This is a genomic window from Streptomonospora sediminis (genome assembly GCF_054778995.1).
Window position 1 is genome coordinate 30,688 of sequence record NZ_BAAGYZ010000028.1, and the last position, 17,844, is coordinate 48,531.

General features: G+C 71.9%; 15 protein-coding genes. 12 read left to right on the forward strand and 3 right to left on the reverse strand.

Going from position 1 to position 17,844, the window contains the following annotated elements; all coding sequences use genetic code 11:
- Window positions 1-329 precede the first annotated feature (329 nt).
- The 4 genes from ACYVD5_RS07395 (at window position 330) to ACYVD5_RS07410 (ending at window position 5,276) form a co-directional block, all read left to right on the forward strand.
- Entirely contained in the window at window positions 330-1,604 is a 1,275-nt protein-coding gene (locus tag ACYVD5_RS07395; RefSeq protein WP_461000174.1) for a YihY/virulence factor BrkB family protein, read from the forward strand.
- Window positions 1,605-1,658: 54 nt separating this feature from the next.
- The gene (locus ACYVD5_RS07400; RefSeq protein ID WP_461000175.1) at window positions 1,659-2,459 is read left to right on the forward strand and encodes an HNH endonuclease family protein; all 801 of its coding nucleotides are present in this window, start codon (window positions 1,659-1,661) and stop codon (window positions 2,457-2,459) included.
- Window positions 2,460-2,961: 502 nt separating this feature from the next.
- Window positions 2,962-4,380 carry a hypothetical protein gene (locus tag ACYVD5_RS07405; RefSeq protein ID WP_461000176.1) on the forward strand — a complete coding sequence of 473 codons (1,419 nt, stop codon included), beginning with the start codon at window positions 2,962-2,964 and terminating at the stop codon, window positions 4,378-4,380.
- Between the two features lie 26 nt (window positions 4,381-4,406).
- The gene (locus ACYVD5_RS07410; RefSeq protein ID WP_461000177.1) at window positions 4,407-5,276 is read left to right on the forward strand and encodes a hypothetical protein; all 870 of its coding nucleotides are present in this window, start codon (window positions 4,407-4,409) and stop codon (window positions 5,274-5,276) included.
- Between the two features lie 156 nt (window positions 5,277-5,432).
- On the opposite strand, the gene ACYVD5_RS07415 is transcribed toward ACYVD5_RS07410, so the two are convergent.
- A complete protein-coding gene (locus ACYVD5_RS07415) occupies window positions 5,433-6,743 on the reverse strand; it encodes an MFS transporter (protein ID WP_461000178.1) in 1,311 nt (436 codons plus the stop codon).
- A 213-nt stretch (window positions 6,744-6,956) separates the two neighbouring features.
- Between ACYVD5_RS07415 and ACYVD5_RS07420 the strand changes: the two genes are divergently transcribed.
- Together ACYVD5_RS07420 and ACYVD5_RS07425 are read left to right on the forward strand one after the other, a co-directional pair.
- The gene (locus ACYVD5_RS07420; RefSeq protein WP_461000179.1) at window positions 6,957-7,523 is read left to right on the forward strand and encodes a GNAT family N-acetyltransferase; all 567 of its coding nucleotides are present in this window, start codon (window positions 6,957-6,959) and stop codon (window positions 7,521-7,523) included.
- 245 nt (window positions 7,524-7,768) lie between these two features.
- Complete coding sequence (locus ACYVD5_RS07425) at window positions 7,769-8,425, forward strand: phosphoribosyltransferase (RefSeq protein ID WP_461000180.1); 657 nt, start codon at window positions 7,769-7,771, stop codon at window positions 8,423-8,425.
- Between the two features lie 208 nt (window positions 8,426-8,633).
- Here ACYVD5_RS07425 and ACYVD5_RS07430 read toward each other — a convergent pair whose 3' ends face one another.
- Window positions 8,634-8,933 carry a WhiB family transcriptional regulator gene (locus tag ACYVD5_RS07430; protein WP_461000181.1) on the reverse strand — a complete coding sequence of 100 codons (300 nt, stop codon included), beginning with the start codon at window positions 8,931-8,933 and terminating at the stop codon, window positions 8,634-8,636.
- 801 nt (window positions 8,934-9,734) lie between these two features.
- Window positions 9,735-10,385 carry an MBL fold metallo-hydrolase gene (locus ACYVD5_RS07435; protein WP_461000182.1) on the reverse strand — a complete coding sequence of 217 codons (651 nt, stop codon included), beginning with the start codon at window positions 10,383-10,385 and terminating at the stop codon, window positions 9,735-9,737.
- A gap of 272 nt (window positions 10,386-10,657) precedes the next feature.
- On the opposite strand from ACYVD5_RS07435, the gene ACYVD5_RS07440 reads away from it, so the two are divergent.
- The 6 genes from ACYVD5_RS07440 to ACYVD5_RS07465 form a co-directional block, all read left to right on the forward strand.
- Entirely contained in the window at window positions 10,658-11,065 is a 408-nt protein-coding gene (locus ACYVD5_RS07440) for a YccF domain-containing protein (RefSeq protein WP_461000183.1), read from the forward strand.
- 188 nt (window positions 11,066-11,253) lie between these two features.
- On the forward strand, window positions 11,254-12,609 hold the full coding sequence (locus tag ACYVD5_RS07445) for an AI-2E family transporter (RefSeq protein WP_461000184.1): 1,356 nt from the start codon (window positions 11,254-11,256) through the stop codon (window positions 12,607-12,609).
- 253 nt (window positions 12,610-12,862) lie between these two features.
- On the forward strand, window positions 12,863-14,461 hold the full coding sequence (locus ACYVD5_RS07450) for an ABC-F family ATP-binding cassette domain-containing protein (protein ID WP_461000185.1): 1,599 nt from the start codon (window positions 12,863-12,865) through the stop codon (window positions 14,459-14,461).
- Between the two features lie 212 nt (window positions 14,462-14,673).
- Window positions 14,674-14,880 carry a helix-turn-helix domain-containing protein gene (locus tag ACYVD5_RS07455; RefSeq protein WP_461000186.1) on the forward strand — a complete coding sequence of 69 codons (207 nt, stop codon included), beginning with the start codon at window positions 14,674-14,676 and terminating at the stop codon, window positions 14,878-14,880.
- Between the two features lie 530 nt (window positions 14,881-15,410).
- The gene (locus tag ACYVD5_RS07460) at window positions 15,411-16,229 is read left to right on the forward strand and encodes an enoyl-CoA hydratase/isomerase family protein (protein WP_461000187.1); all 819 of its coding nucleotides are present in this window, start codon (window positions 15,411-15,413) and stop codon (window positions 16,227-16,229) included.
- Between the two features lie 331 nt (window positions 16,230-16,560).
- The coding region (locus ACYVD5_RS07465; protein WP_461000188.1) for a DEAD/DEAH box helicase at window positions 16,561-17,844 on the forward strand (1,284 nt) is incomplete at its 3' end.

Below are 17,844 nucleotides of genomic sequence, written 5' to 3' on the forward strand. Positions count from 1 at the left end.
CAGCCGACGTTGCGACAGATGGCACTGCGGACCCGAAGGAAGTCCACGTGCCGGCGCACGCAGAGCATCGGGTCCAAAGCAGCGATCATGTCCTTGACGATGCCACGTTGCCCGGCTCTTTGTCCAGGTTCCGGCGGCACGGGTATCGGTGAAGCTTGTCACTTGACAAGTGGCGGCCGGGCAGTGTGGCGGGTGCCGGCGGCAGTGCGCCGGGGTGTCCGATTGGAGAAGCGCATGCCGTCCACCTTTTTCAACCTGTAATCACCCTGTTTCAGGTGGTCTGCGCGCCGCGGCGGTCGCCGGAGGGATCCGGGCTCTAGGTTGGAAGTGTGTGGGGCCTGTGGAACCGGATCGTGCGCGCCGCCGGTGCGCGGTTCGCGGCGTGGCAGCGGAGCCACCCGCTGCTGAGCGGCGTGGTGCTTGTGGTGGCGCGGACACTGGGCTCGATCTCCCGCACGCGCGTCGTGGGACTGGCCGCGGAATCGGCGTTCTTCTCGCTGCTCTCCCTGCCCGCCCTGCTGCTGGGGCTGGTGGGCACCCTCGGCCACCTGCGGCCGGTACTGGGAACCGGCACCGTGTTGGAGATCCGGGCCTGGCTGCTGGGGCTGGCCGCCACCGCGCTGACCTCCGAGGCGGTTGATTCCCTGGTCGCGCCGCTGGTCGACGAATTCCTCGCGGGCGCCCAGGGTGGTCTGCTGTCGGTGACGTTCCTGGTGTCGCTGTGGTCGGGCTCGCGCGCCATGAACGTCTTCATCGACGCCATCACCATCGCCTACGGCCTGGACGAGCTGCGCGGTTACCTGCGCCGGCGGCTGCTGGCGCTGGTCGCCTACCTGGGCGGGTTGGTGTTCGCGCTCATGGTGCTGCCCGTGCTGGTGGCAGGACCCGACCTGGTGCACAACCTGCTTCCCGGAACAGCCGGATACCTCCACCTGCTCTACTGGCCCGTGGTTTGCGCGCTGAGCACCCTGGCGGTGGCGATGCTCTACGTGCTGAGCACCCCGGTACGCACGCCGCTGTGGCGCCACCTGCCGGGTGCGGTCGTGGCCACGCTCGTCCTGCTGGCGGGATCGGCGCTGCTGCGGATCTACCTGGATGCGTCCTTCGGCCAGGTGAGCATCTACGGCTCATTGTCCGCGCCCATCGCGGTACTGGCGTGGCTGTGGCTGATGGCGCTGGCCGTGCTGGTCGGCTCGGCCCTCAACGCCGAGATCGACGCCCGGTGGCCGACCCCGCGTACCGCCGAGGCCCGCGCCGAGATCGCCGCCCTGCGCCACGCGCGGGCCCGCCGCATGGTGCAGCGCCGCGAGGAGGCGCTCGCTGCCACCGGACGGCCGGACGAGGCGCCGACCGGGGAGACCGCAGCGGAGATCACGGCGCGGCTGCGGCGCCTGCTGGGCTGGGGCGCCGACCCCATCGACGAGGAGGACTCCGCCCGCGCACGCGAGGCGGGAGCGGACACGGGCGCCGAGGCGGCGCCCGCGGACACGGCAGCGGGCACCGGCACCGGCGCGGACCGGGAAACCGGCACCGGCACCGGCGGTTCCGGTGCGGCCGCGCACCCCCCGGCGCAGGACGGGCAGCGCCCTCCGGCATCCTCGTAGTAACCGGCGCGTACCCGCTCCGTACCCCTCACCCGCGCCGGCCAGGTGGTCACCATGGCCTGCGCCCGCGGCCGCAATACCGGTACGCCCGGTACCGGTGGCACCGCTGCCCCTTGCCGCGCCCGCCCCCGCTCCCGCCGCACCGCCCCTGCGGGCGCACGCACCGCCGCCGCGCTAACCGCGGCGGGAGCCGTCCTCGCCGGCTGCGGCGTCCTGCCGCCGCTGGGCGGCCGACCGCCCGCAGACGGCTCCGCCGCGCCTTCTCCCGAGCCGGCCCCATCGTCCGCACCCGGCGCCCGGCCGCCCACCGGAGAGCAGGTCGAGCGGGCCGAGACCCTGCTGACCCGCGCCGAGGTCGCCCCGGAAGAATCCGGCGCGGACTACGAGCGCGCGGAGTTCGGCGAGTCCTGGGCCGACACCGACGGCAACGGCTGCCCCACCCGCCACGACATCCTCGCCCGCGACCTGCGCAGCACCCGCACCGCCGCGGACTGCACCGTCACCCGCGGGGTGCTGGAAGACCCCTACACCGGCGAGCGGATCGAGTTCTCCGCAGCCGAACCCATGCGGGTGCAGGTCGACCACGTCGTGCCGCTGGCACTGGCCTGGCGTACCGGAGCGGCGCAGTGGGACACCGATCGGCGCGTGGACTTCGCCAACGACCCTGCCAACCTGCTCGCCACCGACGGCCCCGCCAACCAGAGCAAGGGGGATTCGGGCCCGGGCCGGTGGCGGCCGTATCCGGCGTTCCGCTGCACCTACGCCATCGCCTACGTGGGGGTGGTCGACCGGTACGGGCTCTGGCTGCCTGCGACCGACCGGGCGGCGCTGGCCGGCATGCTCGGCACCTGCTGAGTACCTGCCGGGCCGCCGGCACTCCCGCGGTACCCAGCGGAGTCGGCCGGTGTCTCCCGGTAGTGCAATGCGGTTGGCTTGTACGGGCGGCCGAATGTGGCCAAAAAGATACGGGATCGTCTGCCTAGCCGGTGCTGGGCCCGGCGGCGGCCGGTAATGTGCGCGGCGGCGGGCGTGCGATCGGCTCCACTGCAGGTGGCGGCCTGGCCGCGGGCCGCCATCGCGCTGCGGGGCGTGCATCGGCGGTCACCGCATGGGGCTCCCCGTGCCTGCGGGCGCCGCCAGGGGATAAGTATCATCACCGTGACCCGTGATGACTCCCCGCAGCCGTCCGGTCCGCTCAGGCGGTCGGGCCCGGCGGATCCGCGCTTCGGCCCCCGGCGTCGCAGACGACAGCATCCCTCGTGATGGAACAGGTTCAGCACAACATGACCGCAGCGTCTCCACCGCGGCGAGTGGCCTACGCGGTCCGCTTTGGTGCGGCCCGGACCCGGAGGCGGCCGTGACCGAGCAATCTGCAGCGGCGCCCCAGCGCAGCACCGTGGTCCTGGTGGTCTCGCCCGACGAGCGCAGCGCCGAGGTCACCATCGAGCGCCACACGCGCACGGTTTTCGGCGCCACGCCCAAGGAGACGCGCAACGCCGCCCTCGACCTTGCCGCCGACTACGCCGCCCACCTGGGCAGGCCGGTGCTGGTCAATGCGCGCGACGCCAACGGGGCCTGGCAGCTCATCGTCAGCCCCACCGGAGTTGTGCGGGCCGCGGGCGGTACCGAGGTCGCGCTGATGAGCGACCAGCAGCGGAAGCGGCCCAAGCGCGGCCGGCGCGTCGCTCTGGCCGCAGGCGGCGGCGTGCTCGCGCTCGTCCTCGTTGTCGGCGGGGCGGTCGTGGCCGTGCGCTACGTGCCTGAAGTGCTGCCCCAGGAAGCCGCGACCGAGCAGCCCGCCGCGGCCATGGAAGGGCGCAAACCACCGCCCGGATTCACCCGGCAGGCCGTCTGGAGCCGGCCGATGCACGAGGGCACCCAGCCCGACGTCGCACCCGGCGGCGACCGCGCCGCCTACATCGACCCCTCCGGCAGGCTGCGTGTCGTCGGCGCCAACGGCAAGCCGAAGTGGAGCGCGGACCTGCCGCTGCCCGCCGATGAAGCCTCCGGCACGCCGCGCTTCGTGCGCGTCGGTGCCGAGAACGCCGTCGCACTCGTCGGCGGCGCGTCGCTGTGGCTGTGGCCGCCGAAGGGCGGCACCCCGCAGGAGATCGCGCTGCCCGAGGACGCCGAGGTGAGCTTTGCCGGCGGCGCGCCGCTGGTCCTCGCCGGCGGCAACGCATCGATCCCCGTGGACGGCGAACTGGCCCCGGTGTCCAAGCCGGACGGCAGCGGCGCGCTGCTCTCCGACGGCGAGCGGGTGCTCACCGCCGTTGTCCGCGGCCCCTGGACCTGGGTTGCGCCCGACGGCACGACCGAAAACGTCAAGCCGAAGGCGCCCGAAGGCGCCGGCTCCCTGGACGAGGTCTACACGGCCGGCGGCGGCTACGTCGTTGCGGCCTGGAGCCTGCCCGATGGCGGCGACCGGGTGCTGCTGGCATTCCACAACTGGAATGACGGCTCGGTCGCCGCCGCAACCGAGACCCCTGCCGAGGGGCTGGCCGATGCGGGGTGGGCCTACGGCCCGACCTCGGCCGCCTACGGGCCCGTCGTCGCCGATCTGCAGGCCGGAAGCGCAACCGCCTTAGCGGGATTCGAGGTCGTGAGCGTCTCCGGCGACACCGTCTTCGGCGAGGTCGGCGGTGTCGCGGTGGCGACCACCGCCGGGGCCGAGCCGATCGAACTCGAGGGCGACGTCGCCCGGCCCTGGGGCCTGCTCGGCGGACGCGCGATCGTGGTCGCCAACAGCGACCTCTACGCCCTCGTGCCCGAGTAACCCCCGCTCGAACTGAAAGGAGTCATATGTCCTGGACACCACGCGTGGTCGGTGTGGCCGCGGCCGGGCTGCTGGCCGCCGGTTTCGCCGGCGCACCGGCCTATGCCGCCGCGGAGCAGAATCCCGAGAACCCTTCGGGAACTGGTGCCGAGCAGACGAACCCCGATAACCCGGGGACCGGTGCTGAGCAGACGAACCCCGGCAACCCGGGGACCGGGGTCGGCACCAACCAGCAGAAGGCTGCCGAGGAGCCGGTCGTGCAGCCGCAGATTCTGCCCGGGGTCGGCGACACCGTCGACAACCTCCTGCCCGGTGGTGAGGACCCTGAGCCGCCCGAGACCCCGGAGATCCCCGACCCCGAGGTTCCCGAGGACCCGGGCGGTGAGGACCCCGGTGACCCGGAGATCCCTGAGGATCCGGGTGGCGAGGACCCCGGCGACCCCGAGGTTCCCGAGGATCCGGGTGGCGAGGACCCCGGCGACCCCGAGGTCCCTGAGGACCCGGGTGGCGAGGACCCCGACCCCACCGATCCTCCGGATGACGGCGGCGGCGAAACCCCCGGCCCCGGTGACGGCGGCGGTGAAACCCCCGGTCCGGGTGACGGCGGCGGAGACAACTCCGGCGGCGACGACGGCAACCCGCCGGCCGACGAGGCCGGTGGCGGTGACGGCGGCGGCGAGACCGGCGGCGGATCCGACTCCGACTCCGGTTCGGGCTCGGGCGGCAGCGCCGACTCCGGCGATGGCGCCACGACCGCCTCCGGCGGCTCCGATGGTGGCGGCTACCTGCCCACCACCGGTGTCGACCTCACCGGATTCGTCCTCGGCGGTGCCATCGCATCCGGAATCGGTGCGGTGACCCTCTACGCCACACGGCGTCCGACGCAGGCGCAGTAACCAGGCGCCCGCATGGCGGCAGCCGCCCCGGGCCGGCCCGAAACGGGTCGGCCCGGGGCGGCACCGGATAAGCCCGCCGGGTCGCAGCGGGCCCCGATGGGCGCGCGGCCCGGCCTCCGGAGGCTCGGTGGCCGAGCCCACGGTGGCCCCAAGGCGCTACCGGGCGGCTTTGGCAGCCCGGGCGGGGCGCAGGCCCGCGGCGAGCACGGCGGCGAGCAGCCCCGCGATGGGAATCAGCCACAGCCCGGTCGTCAGCGACACTGCGTCGGCGATCACACCGATCAGCGGCGGTACGCCCAGGAAACCCAGCCGGGCCAGCCACGCCGCCAGCGCCACACCGTGCCCGCCGCGCAACCCCGGGATCTCGCCGGCCGCCGCCAGCGCCAGCGGGAAGAGGGTGGCCACGCCCAAGCCCATCAGCCCGAAGCCGGCAATGGCGGCGATGGGCGCCGCTGCCAGCAGGGCGAGTGCCATGCCCGCTGCGGACAGCAGCGCTCCGGCACGGGCCACGGCGACCGCGCCGAAGCGGTCGGTGACCCGGTCGCCGGTCAGCCGGCCGATGGTCATCATCCCTTGGCAGGCGACGAACGGCAGGCCGACCAGGAACAGCGGGGCCGCCAACTCGTCGCGCATGAAGACCGCACCCCACGACGCCGCGGAGTCCTCGATGGCCCCAGCCGACATCAGCAGGACGCTCAGCACGGCCAGCATGCCGAGCGAACGAGCGGGAATGCGCAGCCGCGCGCGCCAACCGCGGCCGGCCACAGGGCCGGTTTCGGACCCGGGTTCGGATTCCGGATGCGAGGAGCCCGGACCGGCGGTCACCGGTTGGGTGGTCGCCACCGGGTGCGCCGGTTCGGCGGCGGCGGGTTCATCGGCCTCGGGACCGGGCAGGAGCAGCCGTACGATGGCGATCAGCCCTGCGAGCAGTACGGCGGTCACCACCGCGATGTGGGCGAGGCGGGGTGCGCCCCAACCGGCCATCGCCGAACCCGCCAGGCCGCCGGCCACGGCGGCCACGCTCCAGAGCCCGTGGAAGGTGTTGATGATGGTCCGGCCGTATCGGCGCTGCACACGCAGGCCGTGGGCGTTCATGGCCGAGTCCATCCACGCGTCCATCCACCCGACGCAGAACAGGGCCAGCGCCAGGGTCCACCACGCCGGTGCGGCGGCCACCAGCGGCACCACGCCGGCCAGGACCAGGCCGGAGCCCACTGCGACACGGCCGCTGCCGAACCGGGCGATCAGCGGTCCCGCGAGCATGCCGGTGACCAGCGCGCCCAACGGCATCGCGCCGATGGCCGTGCCCAGTTCGGTGTTCGACAGCGCCAGTTCGGTCTTGATGGTCGGCAGCCAGGGCACGATGTTGGCGAACGCAAAACCGTTGGCCAGGAACAGTACGGCCACGGCCAGGCGTGCTCGGCGCGCAGTGTCGTCGGCGCGGCGTACCGGTTGCCCGAGAGCCACCGGACCTCCCTAAAGTCGGACGAATCGGCGCCCACGCGCCCCGCGCAGATTACGTGATGGCGCACTCCAGGGCACAAAGGGGTTGTGCGGCGCCCGTCAGGCCTTTACATATGATCTTCTGACCGGCTTCACCGGAGCCGCGGCCATATCCCCCTTCCTCTCTCCCCGCTGCCCTCCCCGCTCATCCGACTCACGACCTCGGGAGCCCCCTCGATGCTCGACCTGAGCGCGTTGCGCGAGAAGCCCGCCCTCGCGGGTGAGCACCTCAAGCTGGTGCCGCTCGCGGCTAAACACGCCGACGACTTCTTCGAGTCCACCCGCGATGAGGAGGTCCGCAGGCTCACCGGCACCCACCGCCGGCTGAGCTACGACGAGGTCCGCGAGTGGTGCGCTACCCGGTCCGACCAGCTCGACCGGCTGGACCTGGCGATCATCGAGGAGCCGGGCGGCCGCTTCGTCGGCGAGCTGGCGCTGACCGACATCGACGCCGACAACGAGAGCGCCGGTTACCGCATCGCCCTCTCGGCGATCGAGTTCACCGGCCAGGGGCTGGGCAAGGAGGCCACGAAGCTGGTCCTGGACTACGCGTTCGACCACATCCGGCTGCACCGCGTCTGGCTGCACGTCTATGCGTTCAACATGCGCGCCATCGCCGTCTACCGGTCCTGCGGCTTCAGTGTCGAAGGGCGGATGCGCGACGCGCTGCTGTGGGACGGGCGCCGCCACGACGCGCTGATCATGGGCGTGCTGGAGAGCGATTTCCGCCGCGTTTGGGGCTGACCGGCGTTCGTCCTGTGCCGAGAGATCCGGCCGATCCGGTGGCCGCGCCGATCGGGGGGGCGGATGAGTTTTGCGCGCCGACGAGGTTGGCGGGTGAGTGCGGGCGGGTATGCCGGTAGCACTTTCCGCCGTGCGGTACGCGATCTGACGATCCGGACCGTCTGGACGACTGGACGAGGAGCGGGCGCTCCCGACCCGCACGGCGGGCCGGACCGGCGCCCAACAGCCCTATGAATCCGCTACCCGTGTCACTGCCGTTCACCGACCGCGCATCGGCCGGCCGCCGCCTCGCCGAGCGGGTGCGGGCCTATGCCGCCGATAATCCGGTGGTGCTGGCGCTGCCGCGCGGCGGGGTCCCGGTCGGTGCCGAACTCGCGCGTTCGCTGGGCGTGCCGCTGGATGTCGTCGTCGTGCGCAAGATCGGCGTGCCCGGGCACCCCGAACTGGGCGTGGGCGCCATCGCCGAGGACGGCCACGTGTGCTTCGACGACGCCGCGCTGGCCAAACTGCGGCTGACACGCGAGCATCTGGCGCACACGGTCGAGACCGAGCGGGCCGAGCTGGACCGGCGCCTGGACGCCTACCGGAGGGGACACCCTGCTGCGGATCTCCGGAGGCGCGACGTCATCGTCGTCGACGACGGGGTGGCCACCGGCGGCACGGCGCGCGCCGCTCTGCGCATGGTCCACCGCCGCAACCCCGCGCGGGTGCTGCTGGCGGTGCCGGTGGCGGCGCAATCCGCGATCGACGCGCTGCGCGGCGAAGCCGACCGCATCGTCGCCTTGGCGGTCCCGGAGAACTTCCGAGCCGTGGGGGAGTGGTACAGCGACTTCGGCCAGCTTTCCGACCACCAGGTGATGGCGCTGATGGACGAGCACCACGGTGTGGGCCGCCATGTGTAGGCGGCGCGGGCCGCGCGCGTGCGCGCCGCCGCCTGCCGCCTGGCCGCGGGCGGGAACGAGCGCGGCGGAAAAAGACGCAGAAAACCCGCGGCGCCCTCGACGGGTAACCGTCGGGGCGCCGCGGGTTAGCGTGGCCGGGGGCCGCTTCAGAGAACTGTTGTCTCGGATCGTCGTCCGCTGCGAGTTCGGCCGGGGCGGAAGTATCGGATCAGGCCGCGTTGGCACGGCGCATACGGCGCCGGCGCTCGGACGCGCGCTCGTCTTCGTTCAGGCCGCCCCACGTGCCGTACTTCTCGGGTCGCGAGATCGCGTAATCGAGGCACTCGGTACGGACAGGGCACTGAGTACAGATCTCTTTGGCCTTGCGTTCGCGGATCTCCCGCTCCGGCTGGCGCTCGCCATCGGGGCCGAAGAAGAGCACAAGGTCCTCGCCCCGGCACGCGGCGGCATCCTGCCACCCCCAGTGCGGGCGGGGGCGCAGCGTGGCCTGCCGGCGTACCTGAGACATGGTTGAACCACCTCTACTGAAATCACTAGTAAGCTGTCGGGAAGAAAGGGTCAGACGTGTAAGCAGTCATACAGCGTGAGCAACCCCGCACGACCTGAACGCCGTGCGTTGTTTCGGTGTTCCCGGGTGTGGTGGAGGCCACTGCGGCCGACCGCCGAAACCGGCGGGGCGCTCACACGAAACGGCCGGGGAGGCGGTGCCGCCCTCCCTGCGAGCCGGTACGTAATCATGCCATCCCCACTCCCGCTTGCGCACGGGGGGTGGGGAAATTACTCGCTTAACCGTTACCGAAACCGATCAACACTGACCAAAGTCTGGTCATATGTCCGATTTCGGTGTTGATTTGCGAAGACCTGGTCTGTTCAACCGGGTGCAACACATCGTATTGACCGATGGCCCGCCTGCCTAGGGGCAAGGCGTGATGAGCCGATCACATTAAGGTTTAGACCGCCTGCAAAACAGGTAAGGGCTCACGGTGCCCGAGCGGCGCCGGCCGCGCCCGGCAGCACGCGGCATCGGTCCGGAGGTGCCCGTGACCAGCGGGGCGGCACCGCCACCCGCCATCAGGGGCGGCCGGGACCGTTTCGGCCCGGCCGGCTCGCGTTGCGGTCTCGATCGATCAGCCGGTGGTGACGGCCCGGGCCGCAGGTGCGCGCAGGCGATATCGGGCGCCGGTCGGCCGAGGTGTTGCGTGCGCAGGCACCGGCACCGCGGCGCCGGTCTCGCTGAGCGGGGCATCGCGCGGCGGCGGGGACCGGTCCGGCCCGGCCGCCGTCCGGCTCGTGTTGCGGTCTCGGCCGGTCAGCCCTTGGTGACGGTTCCCGGCTGCAGGTGCGTATAAGCGATATCGGGCACCAGCCGGCTGACGTTGCGCGAGTAGACACCGGCGCCGGTCTCGCTGAGCAGGGCATCGTGCACCACCACCGCAGTGGCCGGACGCACGGTACGCAGGTAGTCGACGACCTCGGAGATCTTCGACCACGGCGCCTGCACCGGCACGAGCAGCGTGCTCACCGGGTCCTCCGGAACCGTCAGCGCGTCTCCCGGGTGGAAGACCGCGCCATCGGCGGTGGCCACCCGGAACCCGACGTTGGTGACGACCGGAAGGTCGGGGTGGATGACGGCATGCCGCTCGCCGTAGACGTGCACGTCGAACCCTGCGGGGGCGATGGTGTCGCCATGGGCCACCGTGTGCACCCGAGCGTCCAGGTCGCCGAGCTCGTGCAACTGCGCGGCGATTCCGGCATGGGTGTAGATATCCAGGCCGGGCTTTGCCGCGGCCGCCGCGCGCAGGCGGTCCACGTCGAAGTGGTCGGGGTGCTCGTGCGTGATCGCTACCGCGTCGGCGCCCACGGCGGCGTCGGATTCGCTGAATCCACCGGGGTCGATGACCAGAGTGGCGCCGTCGCGGTGGAGGCGCACGCAGGCGTGTCCGAGCTTGGTGATCTGCACGCCCCCGATCCTAACGCGCGGGCCGGAGCGGGTGCCCGCATTAGCGGCCTCCGGCGAATTGGCGCGGCGCCGCGGCGACCGGCCGTGCGCCGCACACCGGGATCGCGCGTACGGTGTGCCGCGCCGTGCGCCCAGCCCCCTTAGGGGACGAACGGGGGGCGCGGCGCGGAACCCCGCAGCGCGCAAGCGGCGTCGTATGCGGGTAGAGGCCACCGAACTCCCCGGCCGCGTTGCGGCGCCGGGGCGAAACTCTGGAAGGGAAACGACCCCAAGTGGCATTGCTCCGCTTGCTTCTCAACGTCATCTGGCTGTTCGTGGCCGGGCTGTGGTTGGCACTGGGCTATGTGTTGGCCGGCGTCATCTGCTACATCCTCGTCGTCACCATCCCGTTCGGTGTCGCGTCGTTCCGGATGGCGCGTTACGCCCTGTGGCCCTTCGGCCGCGAGCTCGCCCGCAAGCCGGGCGCCGGGGGAGGCAGCACCCTGCTCAACATCATCTGGCTGATCGTGGCCGGGTGGTGGCTGACGCTGGGCCACATCGGCACCGCGATCGGGCTGGCCGTGACCATCGTCGGGATCCCGCTGGCCTGGGCATCGCTGAAGATGATCCCGGTCGCCCTGGCGCCCTTCGGCAACGAGATCGTCGACAGCGACCGGCCGCGCGAACCGTGGCAGCTGTAACCGGCTGCACCGGATAGCCGGTGCGGTCGGCGCCGGGCCCTCCCCGGCCGGTGCCGGCCGCACCGCCGACCCGGGCGGTGCACTTAGCGGTGTGCTTACCCGGCAATACGGTAACTTCGGCTGATCGGTGCGGCGTGGCCGGTAACGGTACGGCGCCATCGCGCAGGCAGCAGAGGTAGGGGGAAGACGTGCGCTTGACACGGCCGTGGGAATGGCCGCTGCTGAAAGGGAGGCGCAGGACGCGCCCGCAACCCGCAGAGCAGCCCCGGCCCGCAGTAGCCGCACCCGACACCGGCGGCGATCACCCGCCCGAGCCGGACAACATGCTGGTGCGGATGGGCAACGTCGCCTGGCGGCTGCTGCTGATCGGAGTCGTCGTCGGCTTCATCGTCTACGGCCTCGCCTACATCAGCGTGGTCGCGATTCCGGTGGTGCTGGCCGTGTTCGTCACCGCGCTGCTGATGCCGCCCACCAACTGGATGCGGCGCAAGGGGCTGGGCCGGGGCACCTCCACCGCCATCGCCTGCATTGGCGGACTGATCGTGCTGTCCGGGGTCATCACCATGGTCGTGCAGCCGGCCATCTCGGGCTTTTCCGGGCTGGTCGACAGCGTCGAGCAGGCCATTGACGACCTGCCGACCTACCTGCAGGCCTTCGGGCTCGACCCGGAACTGGCCACGACAACCATCGAGGCCGTCGAGCGCGAACTGAGCTCCATGCTGCAGGAGAACTGGTCGCAGTGGGTCAACCAGGCGCTGGTGGCCGGTACGACCGTGCTGGAGATCCTGCTCGGCGTCGTGCTCATCGTCGTGCTGACCGTCTACTTCGTGCACTCCGGCGACCTGCTCATGGAGTGGCTCTCCTCGCTGTTCCCGCGCCATTCGCGCCGTTCCATCAAGGCCGCGGCCGAGATCTCCTATGGGGTGATGGGGCGATACGTCCGCGGCGTGGCGCTGGTCGGGCTCATCGACGCGGTGGGCATCGGGCTGTTCCTGGTCTTTTTGATCGATCCGACACTGGCGATTCCGCTCATCGTGCTGACCTTCGTCGGTGCGTTCCTGCCGGTCATCGGAGCCTTTTTGACCGGGCTGCTGGCGGCGATGGTCGCGCTGGTCACCGAGGGCTGGCTGATCGCGGTTGTGGTCGTCGCGGTCGTGGTGGTCGTGCAGCAACTGGAGAGCCACGTCTTCGCGCCGCGGGTGTACGGCAAGGCGCTGGAACTGCCCTCGGCCGTGGTTCTGCTGGTCATCACCGTCGGCGGGATCGTCGGCAACATCCTCGGTATGTTCCTGGCGACCCCGGTGGTGGCGGTGCTGGCGGCCCTGCTGCGCAACCGCCCGCTGGCGCGGGCCGAAGAGACCGGCCGCATCAGCGCAGCCGCCGGGGGGCGGCCCGACCAGGTCGCCCAGGGCGGCCCCGACACGCCTGCGGAGCGCGCCTCCGGTGCGCGGCCGGCGAACAACGCCACCGGATCCGCGGCTGCTCCGCCGTCCGAGCCCGCCGCCGACCGGCAGGCCGGCGACAGCGGTTCCACGCGGTCCTAGGAACGGTTGGATGACTGCCGGTGCTCCGGCCGCCGGCCGGAGCACCGGCACGGTCGGCCGGCGGGCCGGTCGCAGCGGGCGGGAATCACGCCGCGGTCGCACGTGTTTGACCTTGAGGCACTAGTCTGGGCGCATGCGCGCCAACTGACCCTCGCCTTCCGGTGCTGCGCCGCGTGATTCGGCCGCGCGCCGCACCTCCTCCTCCGTTGACCGCACCGCCCTGCACCACCTGCTGCCAGAAAGTCGTTGTGCCATGCTGATCGCCTCTGACCTCGAACTGCGCGTGGGTTCCCGGCTACTGCTGGAACCCACCTCGCTACAGGTCGCCCCCGGCGACCGCATCGGCTTGGTGGGCCGCAACGGCGCAGGCAAGACCACCCTGACCAAGGTGCTGGCCGGCGAAGACATCCCCACGGCGGGCGCGGTCACCACCGGCGGCACGGTGGGCTACCTCCCGCAGGATCCGCGGGCGACCGACCCCGAGGAGCTCGCCCGCGACCGCATCCTTTCGGCCCGCGGTATCGACGACGCGCTGCGGCGCATGCGTGCGGCCGAAGACCGCATGGGCAGCGACGACTCCAAGGTCCGCGAGAAAGCCGGGCGCGCCTACGCCCGCGCCGAGGAGCACCTGCACGTGATGGGCGGTTACGCCGCCGAAGCCGAGGCCGCCTCGATCGCGAGCAGCCTGAAGCTTGAGGACCGCGTGCTCAGCCAGCCGTTGGGCACGCTTTCCGGCGGCCAGCGCCGCCGCATCGAACTCGCCCGGATCCTGTTCAGCGGCGCCGACACCCTGCTGTTGGACGAGCCCACCAACCACCTCGACGGCGACTCCGTAGCCTGGCTGCGCGACTTCCTAAAGGGCCACCAGGGCGGGCTCGTGGTGATCAGCCACGATGTCGAGTTGACCGAGGACGTGGTGAACAAGGTGTTCTACCTCGACGCCAACCGGTCCGTGATCGACATCTACAACATGGGCTGGCGCGGCTACCAGGACCAGCGTGCGGCCGATGAGCGCCGCCGCAAGCGCGAGACCGCCAACGCCGAGAAACAGGCCGGCCAGCTGCAGCGCCAGGCCGACCGCTTCCGCGCCAAGGCCAGCAAGGCGCGGGCGGCCCACCAGATGGAGAACCGCGCCGAACGCCTGCTCAGCTCGGTGCAGGGCCAGCGCCAATCCGACCGCGTGGCCAAGCTGCGCTTCCCCGACCCCGCGCCCAGCGGGCGCACGCCGCTGACCGCCAAGGGACTGTCCAAGTCCTACGGGTCGCTGGAGATCTTCGCCGGGGTGGACCTGGCCGTCGACCGCGGCAGCCGCGTGGTCATCCTGGGCCTCAACGGCTCGGGCAAGACCACGCTGCTGCGGCTGCTGGCCGGTGTGGAAAAACCCGACACCGGCGAGGTCCTGCCCGGGCACGGGCTGCGCCTGGGATACTACGCCCAGGAGCACGAGACCCTCGACACCGGCCGTTCGGTACTGGAGAACATGATGGACGCGGCCCCCGACCTGCCCGAGGTCGAGGCGCGCCGCACGCTGGGCTCGTTTCTGTTCACCGGAGACGACGTCGGCAAGCCCGCGAGCGTGCTCTCGGGCGGCGAGAAAACCCGGCTGGCACTGGCCGCGCTGGTGGTCTCCAGCGCCAACGTGCTGCTGCTGGATGAGCCCACCAACAACCTCGACCCCGCCAGCCGCGAGGAGATCCTCAGTGCGCTGCGTAACTACAAGGGCGCCATCGTGCTGGTCACCCACGACGAGGGGGCCGTCGAGGCGCTGTCGCCGGAACGGGTCATCATGCTGCCCGACGGCGTGGAGGACCTGTGGACCTCGGAGTTCACCGACCTGATCACCCTCGCCTGAGCTGCGGATCCGCACCGGGCGGCCGGCGCGACGCGCGCTGGTGCCAGGTGGTTGTCGCGGCCGAAATTGTGGTCCACATTAGGGACTGACCGAAATACGCACGCCGCGTCGGGACGACTCCACCGCGTCGCCGACGGGTAGCCACCGGCTTCCGCATGGCTGATCATGGGCAGCGATGTCGCGTTGATCACCCACGAGCACGGGAGGACGTTGTGGCCGAGACCCTGAAGAAGGGCACGCGAGTGACCGGCACGGAACGTTCGGAACTAGCGAGCGAACTAAAAAGACGCTATGACGAAGGCGAGAGCATCCGCTCGCTGGCGGCCTCCACCGGCCGTTCCTACGGATTCGTGCACCGCCTGCTCACCGAGGCGGGCGTCACCCTCCGCGGCCGCGGAGGGGCAACCCGCCGCGGCTGAGCGCCCGGCCCGCTCCGCCCGGAAATCGGTTTCCAGGCGCGAGTGCACACCTTGGGCGGCCGGACGCCTCCAAGGCCCCGCGGTCCTTCGCGCCACGCCTTGCCACTGCAGACAGCGTTCCCGCCGCAATGAATCGGGCCTGCCCCGGCCCTGCGGGAGCGCCTGGGAATCCTCTGAATCCTCCGGCTGGAACAAGGCGTCCGCGAAGGGCGGCACCCGCTGACCCGCACCGCTGCCGGCATGGAACCGCCCGCCCGGCCCGTGCGGGCCGCGATCGTTACCGGTCCCGCCAGGGGACGGGCTGCGGCAGGCCGCCGCGCCCCGCTGCCGGCCACGGCCCCACTGCCGCGCCGTCCCCATTGCCGCAACGGCCCTATACGCCGCACCAGACCGGCAACACCGGCGCCGCAACAACCGCACCGCCGCTGCAGCCTCTGCTGATGGCGAATATAACCTGGGCCGACATCGATCGGACGCCGGCGGCCCGCAGGTCGGCTGCGGCGGCACAGCGACACACTGCGGAGGTGCGCATGGCGGATGCGGCTGGACCCGGCGACGCCGGACTGGAAGCGGCCGGGCTGCGGCTCGCGGTGAACGGCGAAGTCGCAACGGTGACTCTGGCGCGTCCCGAGCGCCGCAACGCGATGACGGGACGCACCTGGAAGGCACTGGCCCATGTCGGCCAGACCCTGCCCGGCTCTGTCCGTATTGTTGTGGTTAACGCAGAGGGCCCGTCGTTCTCCTCCGGTATCGACTTGGACATGTTCCGCCCCGGCGGCGCCGAGGGCGAGCCCTCGCTGATGGACACCATCGCCGGCGGCAGCGCCGGCGGCGCCGAGTTGGACGCGGCCATCGCCGCATTCCAGGAGGGCTTCCTGTGGCTGCGCCGGCCCGGAATCGTCACGGTGGCGGCCGTGCGCGGCCACGCCATCGGCGCCGGGCTGCAGCTTGCGCTCTCCTGCGACCTGCGCATCCTCGCCGACGACGCGCAGCTGTGCATGAAGGAGCCCGCGCTGGGGCTGGTGCCCGACCTCACCGGCACCAAGCCGCTGGTCGACCTGGTGGGCCCCAACCGCGCCATGGAACTGTGCCTGACCGCGCGCACCGTCTCCGCCGCAGAGGCGCGCGAGCTGCGGCTGGCCGAGCTCGTCGTCGGCGGCGCCGAACTCGACGGCGCGGTCGACGACCTCGTGGCCGCGCTGCTGGCCGTGCCCGGGGAAGCCGCGGCCGCCACCAAGCAACTCCTGCTGGGCGCGAACGGCCGCACCCTCGAAGAGCAGGCCGCGGCCGAGCGCGCCGCCCAAACCCAGCGGCTGGCCGCAATGGCGGCCCAGGACCCGGACCGGTAGCCCCCGCACTGCGGCGGGACGCGGCGGGCGGCGAACCCCGCCGCCTCCCGCTCCCGCACGGGGCGCGTACGCAGCGGACCGGTAAGGAGGCGGATCTCACCGCAGGAATACCGGCGGCGCCGTCCCGGTTCCAAACGACGGTCTAGTAGGCTGCACAAGGCGGTCAATCCGTGCTGCGCGCATCGGGCGCGCCGGGCCGCCTGGCGCCGGGGATCCGCAAGGATTCCCGAGGCGCGTTATCCGGCGCGTTTGTGTGATCTCTCTGCCGTGCCCAAGGGGCCGCAGAGCCTTCCTCGAAACGCCGCCGACTGATGAGGAAGGTTTACGTCACTTGACGGACAATGCCGCATGCCCGGGTTTCGGCGATCTGGGACTACCCGACAAGATCGTTGAAAAGCTCGCGCAGAACGGCGTCAGCGCGCCGTTCCCGATCCAGGCCGCCGCCATCCCTGATGCGCTGGAAGGCCGTGATGTGCTCGGTTGCGGGCGCACCGGATCGGGCAAGACCATCGCTTTCGGGCTCCCGCTGCTGATGCGCACCGCTGAGCGCCGCGCAGCATCCCGCCGCCCCCGCGGTCTGGTACTCGTCCCCACCCGCGAACTCGCCCACCAGGTGCGCGACGCGCTGATCGACTACGGCCGCCCGCTGGGCGCGCGAATCGGCGACGTCGTGGGCGGCAGCTCCTACTCCCGCCAGATCAACGAACTGCGCCGCGGCGTCGAGGTGCTGGTGGCCACCCCGGGCCGCCTCACCGACCTGATCGAGCAGGGAGCCTGCGACCTGAGCGACGTCGGCTTCAGCGTGCTCGACGAGGCCGACCAGATGTGCGACATGGGGTTCCTGCCCCAGGTCCGCGCGCTGCTGGACCAGGTGCCCTCCGACGCGCAGACACTGCTGTTCTCGGCCACGCTCGACGGCGACGTCGACAAGCTCGTGCGCCGCTACATGAACAACCCCGCCACCCACTCCGTGGACCCGCCCGTCTCGCACGTGACCACCATGGAGCACCACCTGCTCAAGGTGCTGCCGCACGACAAGAAGCAGGTCATCACCGAGATCGCCGCCCGCGAGGGCCGCACGCTGCTGTTCGTGCGCAGCAAGCACCGCGCCGACTCCATCACCGAGCAGTTGGTGGCCGCCGGAGTGCCCGCGGCATCGCTGCACGGCGGCAAGACGCAGAGCGTGCGCACCAAGACGCTGGCCAAGTTCCGCGAAGGCCGCGTGCAGACCCTGGTCGCCACCGACGTCGCCGCGCGCGGCATCCACGTCGACGGCATCGACCTGGTCGTCAACATCGACCTGCCCACCGGGCACAAGGACTACCTGCACCGCGGCGGCCGCACCGCCCGCGCCGGGGAGTCCGGCCGCGTGGTGTCGCTGGTGGCACCCAACCAGCGGCGCACGGCACGCAAGCTGCTCGGCGACGCCGGTGTCGAGGCCCAGCAGCACCTGGTCAACCCCGGTGACACCCTGCTGCAGGAGGTCACCGGTGCCCGCCAGCCCTCCTGGGAGCCCTGGGTGGAGCCGCCGGAGCCCGAGCGTTCGCGCGGCGGCGGCCGCGGCGGTCCCCGCCAGCGGCGCGGAGCCCCGCGCAACCGCGGCCGCGACGGCGAT